The sequence below is a fragment of the Sphingomonas sp. AC411 genome, from assembly GCF_979253035.1.
In genome coordinates this window covers 3,769,777-3,783,012 of the sequence record NZ_CEEDAQ010000001.1, presented here as the reverse complement: position 1 = coordinate 3,783,012, position 13,236 = coordinate 3,769,777, and the positions used below count along the sequence as shown (strand labels likewise).

Sequence of the window (13,236 nt, the reverse complement as noted above, 5' to 3'; positions counted from 1 at the left end):
TGAGGTGGGTTGGCCAATTGGGCCACTGGGGTTCGACCACGTGGAAACCGACCCACCTCTACCCCTCCCTTTCAGGGAGGGGGAGGAAGGGCGGTGTCTCGCGACAGCCTTATGGGAGGACGGGGACTTCGGCAGCGCGGGTCTTGTTTTCGAGGCGGGATTCCCGCACGCGCTGGCCGAAGCAGCCGGTGGCGCCGCCAGCGCCGACGGCGGAGCAGCTGCCGATCGTGTTGACGCCCGAGCCTGCGTCGAGCGTGCCCTGGGCCTTGGTCGCCCAGCTCGCATTCTCAGGGGTCACGACGAACTCGCGGAGTTCTTTCGGGACACGGTATTGCTCCTGCGCGCTGCGGCGGACGCAGACGACGATTTCCTCGCCATTCTGGTTGGTCGGGCAGCGCTCGTTGCCGAACAGCGTCAGGACTCCGTTGATCGGCGCGTTGCGCGAGACCTGCGGGGGAGCGACGACCGGTTTGGGCTTGGCGGTCGCACCGGGCAGCGCCGGGGCCTTGGCCGGCGGCTGCGCGAGGGTCGGCCCCGTATTGGCAGTGCCCGTATTGGCATTGGGGGTCGGCTGCGCGGTCTGTGCGACGGCGGGGCCGGCGACGAGCAAGGCCGCCGCAAAAAGCATCTTCATACGCATCACTCCCACGCGTTCGTTCGGCTTGTTATAATCGCTTGGCCGTATCCGTTGATCCGTTTCCGTCCGCCTAGATCCGCTTGGCGGTAGCGATCGCGACCTTACAGCCTAGCCGGATTACCGCGCTCAATACCGGGTAGCCCGGCGTTTCCTCGGCACCCGCCGCGATCGCGGTCGCCTTGTGTTCGAGTTCCTCGGCCTGGAAATCGAGAATGGCTGCCGATAGCTCGGGATCGCTGGCGCCAAGCTGAACGAGCTGTTCTTCGTAATGCTTGTCGATCTCGGTCTCGACCGCCGCGGTGCACGCCATCGCAGCCCGCGGGCTGATCGCCGCGGTCACCGCGCCGAGCGCGAAGCCGGCGACTTTCCAGATCGGCTGCAACACGGTGGGCCGCACGCGGCGCTCGACGATCATCCGGTCGAAGAACGCGCGGTGGCGTTCCTCCTGCTGTGCCATGTGGTGGATCGAGCGTGATGCCGGGTGACGATCGCCGAGCACGGCAAGCTGCCCCGCATAGATGCGGATCGCACCATATTCGCCGGCCTGATCGACGCGGATCATCGAATCGGTGGCGCGTTTGGCGTCTCCTGGCTTCCAGCCGCTCATCTCGTCTTCCTCATGAGAGCGAATATGGTGATCGCCCCCAGAGAAAAGATGGCGTTGAAGCCGGCGAGCGAAATGCCGAACAGTTTCCATTGCGCCGAATCACAACGCACCATCGGCGCATTCATGATCGCCGCGAGCCTTTCGGCCGCGGTGGTACCGGCCATCGAGACGGTGGTGGTGCAGGCGGTGAAGCCGTTCCACCAATGATATTCGACACCGGCATGCGCGACGCCGATCAAGCCGCTGAGGCCGATCAGCAGACCGGCGATGATGACCAGCGATGCGCGCAATGACCGGCCGGGCACGAAGAACGTCGCGCCGGCGATCAGCAACGCGGAATAATGCGGCCAGCGCTGCCAGTGGCACATCTCGCACGGATACAGCCCGCCGAGATATTGCGAGCCGAGCGCGCCGAGCAGCAGGAACGCCGGCAGCAACAGTGCGATGGCGCGCGCGATCTCTTCGTTCTTGGTCATGCCAAGCCCACGACGCACGCTCACTTGGTGGGCGCCTTGGTTGCGTCGGGGGCGGTAGGATCGGGCTTGATCGGGCGCGGCTTGGTGGCGGCGGCAACCTGCACGGGGCCGCCGAGACGCGCGACGGTCTTCAGCGCGTAATAGAGCTGGAAGTCGTCGATACCCTGTTTCTTCAACTGATCGGGCGTCTGCGAGAAGCGGGGATCGGTCTTGGTATCCTCCTCCAGCACCGCGTTGTCGGCCTTCACTTCGTTGATCAGATGCTTGCGCAGATCGGCCTCACGGAACACCGGGCGCGACTTGTAGTCGGGATCGGTGAGCTGCGGCACCTTGATGTCGGGCTCGATCCCGCCCTCCTGCACCGACCGGCCGGACGGCGTGAAGTAGCGCGCGGTGGTCAGGCGGAGCGCGGTCTCGGGCCCGAGCTGAAGCACGGTCTGGACCGAGCCCTTGCCGAAGCTGCGCTCGCCCATGATCAGCGCGCGGTGATGATCCTGGAGCGCGCCGGCGACGATCTCGGACGCGGAGGCGGTGCCGGGATCGGTCAGGACGACGACCGGCAGTCCGTGCGCGTCGTCGCCGGGCTTGGCGTAATAGCGCTCGATATCGGTCTTCTCGCGGCCGCGCTGCGAGACGATCTCGCCGTGATCGAGGAACGCGTCGCTGACCTCGATCGCCTGGGTCAGGAGCCCGCCGCCATTCTCGCGCAGGTCGACGACATAGCCGAGCGGGCGGTGGCCGAGCGACTTGTCGATCGCCATGATCGCCGCGCGGGTGTCGGCGCCGGTGTTCTCGCTGAAGGTGTTGATGTTGATATAGCCGACGTCGCCGCGGACTTCCCACTTCACCGGCTTCTGGACGATGATCTCGCGCATCATCGTCACGTCGAGCGGCTTGTCGCGGCCGGGGCGGACGAGGCCCAATGTGATCTTGCTGCCGGGCTTGCCGCGCATCTTGCCGACCGCCTCGTCGAGCGAATCGCCGTAGATCAGCTTGCCGTCGATATGCGTGATATAGTCGCCGGATTTGACGCCGGCGCGGGCGGCGGGGAGTCTTCCTGCGGGGAGACGACCTTGATCGCGCCGTCCTCCATCTGCACCGTCAGGCCGAGACCGCCGTAATTGCCTTCCGTCATGATCCGGAGGTTTTCGTAGTCGAGCGCGTCGACATAGCTGGAGTGCGGATCGAGGCTGGCGAGCATGCCCTGGATCGCGCCCTTGATCAGCGTCTTGTCATCGACCTTGTCGACATATTCCGCCTTCACGCGGTTGAAGACGTCGAGGAACTGGTCGAACTCGCGATAGGTGTCGGTGTCGACCGCCGCCATCGCCGAGGTGGCGAGCGGGATCAGCGTCAGCGCGCCGACGATCGCCGTCGCGGTAAGCATAGGAGCACGAATAGGACGGGGCATCGATGGTCCTGCAACCTGAGAAGTGACGTGTCGTACAGTGGTGACGGCGTAGCGTAATGACGTGGTGGCGGCAACGCGCGCGCGGAGTGAAGACTGATGAGGGTTAACGGGGGCTGACCGGGGCCCCATCGATCCTCCCTCGCCAGGGAGGTGGCACCGAAGGTGACGGAGGGGAGGACACGGAACAGGGGTTGCCCCCCTCCGTCTGGCAAGCGCCAGCCACCTCCCCTGGCGGGGGAGGATCGAAACGCGGCGTCCATCAGGTTTCGGCGGCAAGTCTCTTCCACCACGCTCCGTCATGCCGGGCTCGTTCCGGCATCCACGGTTCCGCACGCTCGATAGAATTGGGTTCGCGGAACGGTGGGCCCCGGAACCAGTCCGGGGTGACGGGGTGGATTTGGCGAATTTCGACCTCGAAGTCAGGCATTGATCTGGCTCAGCCGATCAGCGCGGCCCTATCAGTGACGCCGCATCAACCGGCCGACCCCGGCGCCGGAGTTCGACGGTGATCCGCGGGTCCTCGCCGGGCGCGATGCCGAGCGGCGCGCCCATCGCGATGCGGTCGCCGGGGCTTGCCGTGGTTGCGGCGAGGCCGGTGACCAGGCTGGTCCAGCCATCGGCGTGGTCGATGATGACGATGACGCCGTACTCACGGAAACGACGCGCGTAGCGGATCGTGCCGGCCGCGGGCGCGACGACGCGGGCGCGGGGCGCGGTGGCGAAGGTCAGGCCGCGCGACCGGACGCCGGAGTCCGAAACCTCGTCGAAGCCGGTGACGAGCCTGCCCGCTACCGGGATGCGGTACACGCCGCGCGGGGGCGGCGGTGGCGTGGTGCCGGGCGCGATCGGGCGTGGGACCGGGCCGGCGAGCGCGATCAGGGCGGCGGCGGTCGCCTTGGCGTTGGTCGTGGCGGCCATCCCGTCGACCAGATCGCGCGCGCGTTCGCCGAGCGCCAGCGCGCGGTCGGACTCGCTGAGCGCGCCACGACCGAGGGCCTGGCTGCGCTGGCGATGACGCGCCTCAAGGGTGGCCAGCGCGATGCGGTCGTTCTCCAGACGCGCGCGGCTATCGGAAAGCGCCTTGGCAGCGAGTGTCGCGCTCGCCTGCAAACGCCGCGTCTCGGCGAGTTCGGTGCGGACCGCCTCGGTACGCTGGCGGACGACCGGGAGCGCGCTGCCCAGCACCGCACGGACATGGACGAGGTCGTCGACCGATCCCGGCTGCGCGACCGCAACGATCGTCGGGCGGCGGGCGAGCGACTCCAGCGCGGCCAACAGCCGCGCGACCGGAGCCTGCGCGCGGCCGAGCCTGGCGCGCTGATCGGCGAGCAGGCGGTCGACCAACGTCACGCGCGCACTAGCGGTGGCGAGGTTGGCTTCAGCGGCAGCGACGCGGGCGGCGAGCGCCTGTTCTTCGCGGCGCGCCTTGTCAGCAGCGTTGCGTTCCTGGGTGGCAGCGGCGGCGAGCTTGGCGGCGCGCGCGGCGGCGATCGCGGCGTCACGTTTGGCCGCGACCAGGCGCTGCTGCTCGGTCGCCAGTTCGGGCGCGTCAGTCTGTGCGGTTACGCCCGCCGCCGCGAACAGCGCCGCGATCGCCAAGACGCCCCCTGCCCTCATGCATCACCCTTCGCGGTGATAGGGATGGTTGGCAAGGATGCTGGTCGCGCGGAAGAGTTGCTCGGCGAGCATCGCGCGGGCGAGCAGATGCGGCCAGGTCGCGCGGCCGAACGAGAACAACAGGTCCGCCTCGTCGCGCGCCGCGTCGTCGAAGCCGTCGGCAGCGCCGATCATGAACCGCGCCTCACGCACGCCGTCGTCGCGCCATCGCTCCAATTTATGCGCGAACTGCGTCGACGACAGCGTCTCACCCTTCTCGTCGAGCAGGATGCGCTTGGTCTGCTCGCCGACGATCGGAATCTTGCCGCCTATGTCGGGCAGCTCGCTGACCCTGGTCGGCCAGACGATCCGCTTCAGATAGCGGTCGACGAGGTCGGCCTCGGGCGAGCGCCCGATCCGACCACGGGCGACGATGTGGAGCAGCATGATCCGCTTTTGGGCCGCCGCCGCGCTTAGTCTTCGTCGGTGAAGGTCGGCACGGGCGGCGGGGTCGGTGCATCGCCGAACGCCCACATCCGCTCCAGATTGTAGAAGCTGCGGACTTCGGGGCGGAACAGGTGGACGATGACGTCGGTCGCGTCGATCAGCACCCAGTCGGCGGTCGGCAGGCCTTCGATCTTCACCGGGCGCTTGAACTCGGCCTTGATCCGCTCGGCCAGCTTCTGCGCCATCGAGGCGACCTGGCGGGTCGAACGACCGCTGGCGATCACCATATAGTCGGCGATGCTGGTCTTGCCCGCGAGCGGGATCGAGATGGTCTCGACCGCCTGGTCGTCGTCGAGCGACGCGAGGATCAGGCGATGCAGCGCCTCAACCTCTTCGGGGTCGGTCGCGCGAGGGGCAGTAGGGGAAGTGGCCAAGTCAGCTCCTGGGTAAGACTACCGAGCCAGCAACGTGCTGAACCCAGTCGGGATTTTTGGCACGCAGGCCGGTTGCGGAGGTCGGGTCGGGTCGGAAGCGCAACAGCACAAGGGCCGGCAATCTCCACGTCGTCCAGCTCTTCGCATGGTCTGTGCGCCGTTGGAAGCGCCGCAGCCAACCCATCGCGGGGGCCGCGAGGGCGCGCCCGTCATATCCCGGACGCGCGATTACCGCAATCGGAACCTCGCGAGCGATTTGGCGCCAGTTCTTCCAGCGGTGGAAGTCGGCGAGATTGTCCGCGCCCATCAGCCAGATGAAGCGGATTTTCGGGTAGCGCCGCTTAAGCTTGCGGATCGTGTCGAGCGTGTAGCGGGTGTGCAGCCGCGCCTCGATGTCGGTCGCGCGGATTGGGGCACGGCGTGCCATCACGCGGGCGGACGCGAGGCGCGCGGTGAGCGGCGCCATGTCGTTCGCGGCGTCCTTGAGCGGGTTGCCGGGGGATACCAGCCACCACGCCTCGTCGAGCGCGAGCGCATCGATTGCGGATAGCGTGATGCCGCGGTGGCCGCGATGCGCGGGATTGAACGACCCGCCGAGGATGCCAACGTGGGTCATAGGAATTGCTGCCAGTCACGCGCGACGTGAATGACGCGGACGATGAACAAATCACCGTCCGCCAACCGATAGAGCAAGATATAAGGCGTACCTGCGACGCGCCATTTACGCAGTCGGGTATTTGGCACCGCTGGCCCCGCGCCCGGGTAATCCACCAAAAATCTGGCTGCGTTTACCGCCGAGGTGCCAACCCGGCTCGCGGTATTCGGATCGACCTTGTCGAACTCGTCGTCGATCGTCGCAAGATCGGCCTGCGCGTCGCGCGACCATCTCACGCCCCTCATGCAGCGTTGGCGGTCTTGTGCCGTTGTGCAAACCAGGCTTCCATCTCGTCCTGGGTCAGATAATCGCCTCGCGCAATCGAATCCTCGCCGGCCTGAATGAAGTCCAGAAATTCGAGTTCTTCGTCGACGCGATTCGCGATCGCTTCGGCGGCGATGCTACTAGCGTCGACGCCGCGGCGGTGCGCCAGTGTCGCGAGTTTGTCGGCAACGCCTGGCTCGATCGCGATCATCAAGGTCGATGCGTTCGTCATGTCGCGAACATGCGCTTTCCACCTCTCACAATCAACCGCGCACCTGGCCGGTGCCGCGGCCGATCCATTTGTAGGTGGTTAGGCCTTCGAGCGCGACCGGGCCGCGGGCGTGGAGGCGGCCAGTGGCGATACCGATCTCTGCGCCGAGGCCGAACTCGCCGCCGTCGGCGAACTGAGTGGAGGCGTTCCAGAGGACTATCGCGCTATCTACGGAGGTAAGGAAGCGTTCGGCGACGACGGCGTCTTCGGCCACGATTGCGTCGGTGTGGTGCGAGCCGTGGCGGGCGATATGCGCGACTGCCGCGTCGAGACCATCGACGATCGCGACCGAGGCGATCGCGTCGAGATATTCGGTGTCCCAGTCGGCCGCGTCGGCGGCGGCGATCTCGGGGACGAGCATGCGCGCGCGCGCGTCGCCGCGCACCTCGCAACCCGTTGCCGCGAGACCTCGGATCAGGGCCGGTGCGACGGCGTAATCCCGGTCGATCAGCAGCGTTTCCATCGAGCCGCAGACGCCGGTGCGGCGCATCTTGGCGTCGACGACGACTGCCGCCGCCATGGCCGGGTCCGCCGAGGCGTGGACATAGACGTGATTGATGCCGTCGAGATGCGCGAGGACGGGCACACGCGCTTCGGCCTGGACGCGCGCGACGAGGCTCTTGCCACCGCGGGGAATGATCAGGTCGATCACCCCGTCCGCCTTCAGCATCGCGCCGACCGCCGCGCGATCGGTGGTCGGCACGAGTTGCACCGCGTCGGCAGGCACCCCGCCCGCCTTCAGGCCCTCGACCAGCGCCGCATGGATCGCGCGATTGCTGTTCACCGCTTCGGACCCGCCGCGCAGGATCGCTGCGGTGCCGGCCATCACGCACAACGCCGCAGCGTCGGCGGTGACGTTCGGGCGGCTCTCGTAGATGATGCCGATGACGCCGATCGGCACGCGGACGCGCGAGAGCTTCAGGCCGTTCGGGCGCTCGCTGGAGTCGATCACCTGCCCGACCGGATCGGCGAGTACCGCGACCGCCGCGACCCCATCCGCCATTGCCGCAACGCGCGCTTCGTCCAGCCGCAGCCGATCCAGCAGCGCGCCCGACAGACCAGCGTCCGCGGCACGCGTCATGTCCTCCGCGTTCGCCGCAACGATCGTCGCCGATGCTGCCCGGATAGACTCCGCCGCCGACGCCAGCGCCGCAGCCTTCCGCGCAGACGGCATCGACGCCAGCACCAGCGCGGCCGAGCGCGCGCGGCGGCCCATTTCGGCGATCAATTCGGTCGGATTTTCTGCATCGGCCATGGTCCGCGCGGTAGCATGCGAAGCCCCTCGCGCCAACGCAGCGAACTCGTTACGCTACCGATATTACAGGGGGCTCATGACCGGAGATATCGAAGCAGCGGCGGACATCGCCACGGGTGCCCTGGTCGGACGCGCGGTCGAACCGAAGGCCGGAGGCGCCGCTGGTGCGCGTGCCGGCCATGGTCCGGACGACGCGCTCTGCCTCAATTGCGGGACCCGGTTGCTCGGCGAGCACTGCCATGCCTGCGGGCAATCCGCGCACGTCCACCGTTCGCTCGGCGGGATCGGGCATGAGATCGCGCACGGGGTCTTCCACTTCGAGGGCAAGATCTGGCGGACGTTGCCGCTGTTGATCCTACGTCCCGGCACGCTCACGCGGCGCTACGTCAACGGCGAGCGGGCTCGGTTCGTGTCGCCGCTCGCGCTGTTCCTGTTCACCGTCTTCCTGATGTTCGCGACGATCGGCGCGGTCGGTGGCGAAATGACGAAGGACTTCCTCGAGGACAAACGCCCCGGGAAGACGTCGGATTACGCGCACGAGGCGGCGAAGGCTCGCGTCGCGTTAAAGAAGATCGAGTCGCAAAGGGCGGCCGCGGTGAAGGCGGGTGCAACCTATTCGGGAGACTCGATCACTACCCTCGACCAGCAGGCAGGCGCCCTTCGCACCACTGTTCGTGCACTCGGCGTAGCGGCAGATATACAGAACGGTGTCGCCTACGGCACGGTCGTCGATCTCGGCGACTTCAAGACCGGTTGGGAACGGCTCGACCACGGCATTGCGAAGGCGAACGGCAATCCGGGGCTGATGCTCTACAAACTGCAGACCAGCGCTTATAAATACAGTTGGGGTCTTATTCCGCTCTCCGTGCCGTTCATGGCGCTCCTGTTCCTGTGGCGCCGCCGGCATCATCTCTACGATCACGCGATCTTCGTGACCTACTCGCTGGCGTTCATGATGCTGTTGACGATCGTGCTGATCGTCGCGGGCGTGATCGGGGTGGCGGAGGGCTGGATCGTAGTCGGGGCAATGCTGGTACCGCCGATCCACATGTTCGCGCAGCTTCGTGGGGCGTATTCGCTGCGCAAGCGCTCGGCGGCGTGGCGGACGGTCGCGCTGCTGACGTTCGCGTTCACGGTGCTGCTGGCGTTTGTCGTGCTGCTGTTGCTGCACGGGTTGACGGATTAGGTCGGGCCAGGTCGGGGGTAGACCTGTCGTTCCGTCATTTTAGAACGGATCCGCAATCCAAGCTCATTTAGCCGAACGAAAATCGGGACCGCCCCAATTGCCGTCATCCCAGCAAAAGCTGGGATCTTATGGTGCGGGTCGCGTCGCCAGCCAACGGGGATACCCCAGCTTCGCTGGCGTGCTGGACTTGCAGCGAACTTGCGCCGGGAACGAGACTCGGGTTGGACGACGGAGAAGGCTGATGCGGCGGACCGCGCGCGGTGTCCCCAGCCCCTAACCCGAACACACGTGCCCGCTCAGCGGCAGGGGTACAGGTTCGCCAATACCCGGGCGTAACCGTCCTTGAGGGGCGTTTCCGGTAGCTGGCGGGGAGTTCGTTGAGACCGTCGAGCATGTCCATGATGCCGACCGACTCACCCTCGGGAACACAGGCGATCGGTGGCTTGCCGGCGGCGGCGCGGGCGGCGCGTTCGGCTTTCAGCTGGTTGGTCGCGGCTTTCGCCTCGGCCTTCAGCGCGGGGAAATCGGGCGACATCAACACCATCGGGCCCTGGTCACGCAGCGCGTTGGCGCGGGCGAGGAAGGTGCCGACCGTCATCGCGGCATTCGCCGGCATCGCCAGACCGGCGATCGTCAGCGCGGCGATCAGTGCCTTGGAGCGAACATACGACATGGGCGGCCTTTCCGAGAAAAGACCGCCCATAGAGATACTTAGGTTACTGCCGGGTGAACCGGATCACGCCCCCAGCGGAGTCGGCGTACCGAACGGACCGTTCGGACGCCGCGTCTTCGGGATCGACGTACCCGCGCGCGGGACGGTCGATGCCTTCGCACCCGGATCCGGACGATCGAGATCCTCGCCGGCGATCAGCTTCTTGATCTCGTCACCCGTCAGAGTCTCGAACTCGAGCAGCGCGCCAGCGACGGTGTGGAGTTGGTCGACGTGATCGCTCAGCACCTGCTTGGCACGGTCGAGACCGCCTTCGACGATCCGCTTGATCTCGTCATCGATCAGTTGCGCGGTCTGGTTCGACATGCGCGACGGACGGCTGGACGAGTAACCAAGGAACGACTCGCCTTCTGGCTCGCCATATTCGAGCGGACCGACCTTGTCCGACATGCCCCAGCGCGTGACCATGTCGCGTGCCAGACCTGTAGCGTACTGGATGTCGCCCGATGCGCCCGACGAAACCTTGTCGTAGCCGAAGATGACTTCCTCGGCGACGCGGCCGCCCATCGACACCGCGAGGTTCGCGTACATCTTGTCGCGGTGATAGCTGTACGAGTCACGCTCGGGGAGCCGCATGACCATGCCCAGCGCACGACCGCGCGGGATGATCGTCGCCTTATGGATCGGATCCGAGGCAGCCTCGTGCATCGCGACGACGGCATGACCAGCCTCGTGATACGCAGTCATCCGCTTCTCGTCGTCGGTCATGACCATGCTGCGACGCTCGGCGCCCATCATGACCTTGTCCTTGGCTTCCTCGAACTCGGCCATTGCCACGAGACGCTTGCCCTTGCGCGCCGCGTGCAGCGCCGCCTCGTTGACGAGGTTGGCGAGATCAGCGCCCGAGAAGCCCGGCGTACCGCGAGCGATCACGCGCGCATCGACGTCGGGCGCGAGCGGCACCTTCTTCATGTGCACTTCGAGGATCTTGATACGACCTTCGATATCCGGCCGCGGCACGACGACCTGGCGATCGAAGCGGCCCGGACGCAGCAGCGCCGGATCGAGCACGTCGGGACGGTTGGTCGCGGCGATGATGATGATGCCTTCGTTCGCCTCGAAGCCGTCCATTTCGACCAGCAGCTGGTTCAGCGTCTGCTCGCGCTCGTCATTGCCGTTGCCGAGGCCGGCACCGCGATGACGACCGACGGCATCGATTTCGTCGATGAAGACGATGCACGGTGCGGACTTCTTGGCCTGCTCGAACATGTCGCGGACACGGCTCGCACCGACGCCGACGAACATCTCGACGAAGTCCGAACCCGAGATCGTAAAGAATGGCACGCCGGCCTCACCCGCAATCGCGCGGGCGAGCAGCGTCTTGCCGGTACCGGGCGAGCCGACCAGCAAGGCGCCTTTGGGAATCTTGCCGCCGAGACGGGCGAACTTGGTCGGGTCCTTGAGGAACTCGACGATCTCCTCCAGCTCTTCGCGGGCCTCGTCGATGCCAGCGACGTCCTGGAAGGTGACCTTACCTTCCTTCTGCGTCAGCATCTTCGCGCGGCTCTTACCGAAGCCCATCGCGCCGGAGCCCGAGTTCTTCTGCATCTGCTTCAGCACGAAGAACGCGATGCCAAGGAACAGCAGGAACGGCAGCGACTGATACAAAAGCAGTGCCAGCATCGAAGGGCCCTCTTCGGGCTTCGCGCTGATCGAGACGCCCTTCTCGCGCAGCCGGGGCACGAGCGTCGAATCCTGGATCGGGTACGACTTGAACTTCTCGCCCGAGGACAATGTCCCCGAGATGATATCGCGCGAGATGTTGACGTCCTTGACGGTGCCCTCGTCGACCTTGTCGAGGAACGCCGAATAGGCGATCGTGTTGCCGCTGGACGCCGCGGTGCGGCCGTCAAACATGGTCACGAACAGTGCCAGCGCGAGCAGGATGCCGACCCAGATCAACAGGCTTTTCATCCAGGGATTTCCGCCGCCGTTCTCGGGGCCACCGTTTCCGGGGCCCTGGGGCTTCTGACCGCGGTTGTCGTTGTCGCTCATGGGTGCACGATACCTTTCACCGCACAAGATAAGCGTGCGCAGGTTAATGGCAATGGAACAACGCGCGAGTTGCGTTGATCAGTGTGAACGGATCGTCACGTGGTTCAGGCAGGGCCCGACGTTCAGGCAGGGCCCAACGTGGAGGCCCGGCGCGGCGGTGCCTCGCGGAAGCGCCAGACGTCGCCGCGGACGCTGGCGATGATCCCGGCCTGCGTGGTGCGCTTGCCGGCCAGCAGCGAGTCGAGCAGCTTCTCGATGTTCGCGGCCTCGGTCCATTCGGGCGCGACGATGCCCGCCTCGGTGCGGACCGTACCGATCGCGCGGCGGGCGAGGCGGCGGAGAATCTCGCGGGGCAACTTCTCGACCGCGAGCTTCACTTCGCCGCCACCGACCTTGGCGCGCTCGGTCCAGATCCACTCGACCATCGCGCGGACGTCGGTATCGGTCTCGGCGAGTGCCGCGGCCGCGCGGGCGAGGTTGGGCGTGCCGAGCCATTCATTCTCGCCAAGCAACCGACGGAAGCGCGTGCGATCGTGGCGGTCGTCGTGGTTCGAGGGATCGTCGAAGAACGGCACTTCGGCACGGCGGACGATCGCGCGGAGTTCGGCGCGGCGCCAGTCGAGTAAGGGGCGGACGACCGTGATGCCGTGAATTTCGGTGCGGGCGCGTACACCGGCGAGCCCCGCGAGACCCGAACCGCGGGCGGCGCGCATGAGGAACGTCTCCGCCTGGTCGTCGGCGTGATGGCCCGTGACGAGCGCCCCTGCCCCGATCGCCCGGGCGTGATCGGTGAGCAGGGCATAGCGCGTGGTGCGGGCCTGTGCCTGGATACTGGCGCCGGTGATCGGCTCGCTTGGCGCGAGCGTGGCGTGGGGGATGCCGAGCGTTGCGCAGTGCGCGGCGACCATCGCGGATTCCTCCACCGCTTCGGGGCGGAGGCGGTGGTCGATGCTGGCGACCGTGAAGCCGGGGAGCGCTTCGTGCGCGAGGGTGAGCATCGCCATGCTGTCGGGGCCACCGGAGACGGCGAACAGCGGGTTGACGATGTCGCTCGCGAGCCGCGCGAAGTCGGCGGCGAAGCGGCGGCCTTCTTCGGTCATGCGAGGTTGGCCGTTTCGAGGATACTGATCCTCCCCTTCGAGGGAGGTGGCTGGCGCTTGCCAGACGGAGGGGTGACCCGCTCTCGATGGCGCAATACCCCTCCGTCAGTCCTGCGGACTGCCACCCCCTTGCAGGGGAGGATTTCAGAGGGGCCGGTGTTCATCGGTGAAC

14 protein-coding genes and 1 pseudogene are annotated in these 13,236 nt (G+C 66.7%); 1 reads left to right on the top strand and 14 read right to left on the bottom strand.

Annotation, left to right across the window (positions count from 1 at the left end; genetic code table 11):
• Window positions 1-109 precede the first annotated feature (109 nt).
• The 11 genes and pseudogenes from AC0IX7_RS19505 to AC0IX7_RS19455 form a co-directional block, all read right to left on the bottom strand.
• On the bottom strand, window positions 110-634 hold the full coding sequence (locus AC0IX7_RS19505) for a hypothetical protein (RefSeq protein ID WP_187504799.1): 525 nt from the start codon (window positions 632-634) through the stop codon (window positions 110-112).
• Window positions 635-707: 73 nt separating this feature from the next.
• Window positions 708-1,244 carry a demethoxyubiquinone hydroxylase family protein gene (locus tag AC0IX7_RS19500; RefSeq protein WP_471813506.1) on the bottom strand — a complete coding sequence of 179 codons (537 nt, stop codon included), beginning with the start codon at window positions 1,242-1,244 and terminating at the stop codon, window positions 708-710.
• Entirely contained in the window at window positions 1,241-1,720 is a 480-nt protein-coding gene (locus AC0IX7_RS19495) for a disulfide bond formation protein B (protein WP_471813504.1), read from the bottom strand. Before AC0IX7_RS19495 ends, AC0IX7_RS19500 begins: the two co-directional genes overlap by 4 nt.
• A 20-nt stretch (window positions 1,721-1,740) precedes the next feature.
• A pseudogene (locus AC0IX7_RS19490) lies at window positions 1,741-3,107 on the bottom strand (S41 family peptidase).
• Window positions 3,108-3,575: 468 nt separating this feature from the next.
• The gene (locus AC0IX7_RS19485) at window positions 3,576-4,748 is read right to left on the bottom strand and encodes a murein hydrolase activator EnvC family protein (RefSeq protein ID WP_471813503.1); all 1,173 of its coding nucleotides are present in this window, start codon (window positions 4,746-4,748) and stop codon (window positions 3,576-3,578) included.
• Window positions 4,749-4,751: 3 nt separating this feature from the next.
• Window positions 4,752-5,174 carry a 23S rRNA (pseudouridine(1915)-N(3))-methyltransferase RlmH gene (locus AC0IX7_RS19480; RefSeq protein ID WP_471813501.1) on the bottom strand — a complete coding sequence of 141 codons (423 nt, stop codon included), beginning with the start codon at window positions 5,172-5,174 and terminating at the stop codon, window positions 4,752-4,754.
• 26 nt (window positions 5,175-5,200) lie between these two features.
• On the bottom strand, window positions 5,201-5,608 hold the full coding sequence (gene rsfS, locus AC0IX7_RS19475) for a ribosome silencing factor (RefSeq protein WP_131583613.1): 408 nt from the start codon (window positions 5,606-5,608) through the stop codon (window positions 5,201-5,203).
• A 1-nt stretch (window position 5,609) separates the two neighbouring features.
• Window positions 5,610-6,224: a nicotinate-nucleotide adenylyltransferase gene (locus AC0IX7_RS19470; protein WP_471813499.1), complete on the bottom strand. Its 615-nt coding sequence runs from the start codon at window positions 6,222-6,224 to the stop codon at window positions 5,610-5,612.
• A complete protein-coding gene (locus tag AC0IX7_RS19465) occupies window positions 6,221-6,508 on the bottom strand; it encodes a type II toxin-antitoxin system RelE/ParE family toxin (protein WP_471813497.1) in 288 nt (95 codons plus the stop codon). The genes AC0IX7_RS19470 and AC0IX7_RS19465 overlap by 4 nt, the downstream gene beginning before the upstream one ends.
• Window positions 6,505-6,738 carry a hypothetical protein gene (locus tag AC0IX7_RS19460; protein ID WP_471813496.1) on the bottom strand — a complete coding sequence of 78 codons (234 nt, stop codon included), beginning with the start codon at window positions 6,736-6,738 and terminating at the stop codon, window positions 6,505-6,507. Before AC0IX7_RS19460 ends, AC0IX7_RS19465 begins: the two co-directional genes overlap by 4 nt.
• A 52-nt stretch (window positions 6,739-6,790) precedes the next feature.
• Window positions 6,791-8,053, bottom strand: a complete 1,263-nt coding sequence (locus AC0IX7_RS19455) for a glutamate-5-semialdehyde dehydrogenase (protein ID WP_471813494.1) — start codon at window positions 8,051-8,053, stop codon at window positions 6,791-6,793.
• 76 nt (window positions 8,054-8,129) lie between these two features.
• Between AC0IX7_RS19455 and AC0IX7_RS19450 the strand changes: the two genes are divergently transcribed.
• Window positions 8,130-9,239, top strand: coding sequence for a DUF3667 domain-containing protein (locus AC0IX7_RS19450; protein ID WP_471813492.1), 1,110 nt, complete (start codon window positions 8,130-8,132; stop codon window positions 9,237-9,239).
• A 103-nt stretch (window positions 9,240-9,342) separates the two neighbouring features.
• On the opposite strand, the gene AC0IX7_RS19445 is transcribed toward AC0IX7_RS19450, so the two are convergent.
• The 3 genes from AC0IX7_RS19445 to tilS all read right to left on the bottom strand — a co-directional run bounded on the left by AC0IX7_RS19445 (window position 9,343) and on the right by tilS (window position 13,064).
• Window positions 9,343-9,912, bottom strand: coding sequence for a hypothetical protein (locus AC0IX7_RS19445; protein ID WP_471813490.1), 570 nt, complete (start codon window positions 9,910-9,912; stop codon window positions 9,343-9,345).
• Window positions 9,913-9,975: 63 nt separating this feature from the next.
• Window positions 9,976-11,964, bottom strand: a complete 1,989-nt coding sequence (ftsH, locus tag AC0IX7_RS19440; RefSeq protein ID WP_187504788.1) for an ATP-dependent zinc metalloprotease FtsH — start codon at window positions 11,962-11,964, stop codon at window positions 9,976-9,978.
• A 122-nt stretch (window positions 11,965-12,086) separates the two neighbouring features.
• On the bottom strand, window positions 12,087-13,064 hold the full coding sequence (gene tilS / locus AC0IX7_RS19435; RefSeq protein WP_471813488.1) for a tRNA lysidine(34) synthetase TilS: 978 nt from the start codon (window positions 13,062-13,064) through the stop codon (window positions 12,087-12,089).
• Window positions 13,065-13,236 lie beyond the last annotated feature (172 nt).

What these genes read in the sequence shown, in the direction of transcription:
- AC0IX7_RS19505 (WP_187504799.1), bottom strand. Translation starts at nt 634, where the DNA reads ATGAAGATGCTTTTTGCGGCGGCCTTGCTCGTCGCCGGCCCCGCCGTC.
- AC0IX7_RS19500 (WP_471813506.1), bottom strand. Translation starts at nt 1,244, where the DNA reads ATGAGCGGCTGGAAGCCAGGAGACGCCAAACGCGCCACCGATTCGATG.
- AC0IX7_RS19495 (WP_471813504.1), bottom strand. Translation starts at nt 1,720, where the DNA reads ATGACCAAGAACGAAGAGATCGCGCGCGCCATCGCACTGTTGCTGCCG.
- AC0IX7_RS19485 (WP_471813503.1), bottom strand. Translation starts at nt 4,748, where the DNA reads ATGAGGGCAGGGGGCGTCTTGGCGATCGCGGCGCTGTTCGCGGCGGCG.
- AC0IX7_RS19480 (WP_471813501.1), bottom strand. Translation starts at nt 5,174, where the DNA reads ATGCTGCTCCACATCGTCGCCCGTGGTCGGATCGGGCGCTCGCCCGAG.
- AC0IX7_RS19470 (WP_471813499.1), bottom strand. Translation starts at nt 6,224, where the DNA reads ATGACCCACGTTGGCATCCTCGGCGGGTCGTTCAATCCCGCGCATCGC.
- AC0IX7_RS19465 (WP_471813497.1), bottom strand. Translation starts at nt 6,508, where the DNA reads ATGAGGGGCGTGAGATGGTCGCGCGACGCGCAGGCCGATCTTGCGACG.
- AC0IX7_RS19460 (WP_471813496.1), bottom strand. Translation starts at nt 6,738, where the DNA reads ATGATCGCGATCGAGCCAGGCGTTGCCGACAAACTCGCGACACTGGCG.
- AC0IX7_RS19455 (WP_471813494.1), bottom strand. Translation starts at nt 8,053, where the DNA reads ATGGCCGATGCAGAAAATCCGACCGAATTGATCGCCGAAATGGGCCGC.
- AC0IX7_RS19450 (WP_471813492.1), top strand. Translation starts at nt 8,130, where the DNA reads ATGACCGGAGATATCGAAGCAGCGGCGGACATCGCCACGGGTGCCCTG.
- AC0IX7_RS19445 (WP_471813490.1), bottom strand. Translation starts at nt 9,912, where the DNA reads ATGTCGTATGTTCGCTCCAAGGCACTGATCGCCGCGCTGACGATCGCC.
- ftsH (WP_187504788.1), bottom strand. Translation starts at nt 11,964, where the DNA reads ATGAGCGACAACGACAACCGCGGTCAGAAGCCCCAGGGCCCCGGAAAC.
- tilS (WP_471813488.1), bottom strand. Translation starts at nt 13,064, where the DNA reads ATGACCGAAGAAGGCCGCCGCTTCGCCGCCGACTTCGCGCGGCTCGCG.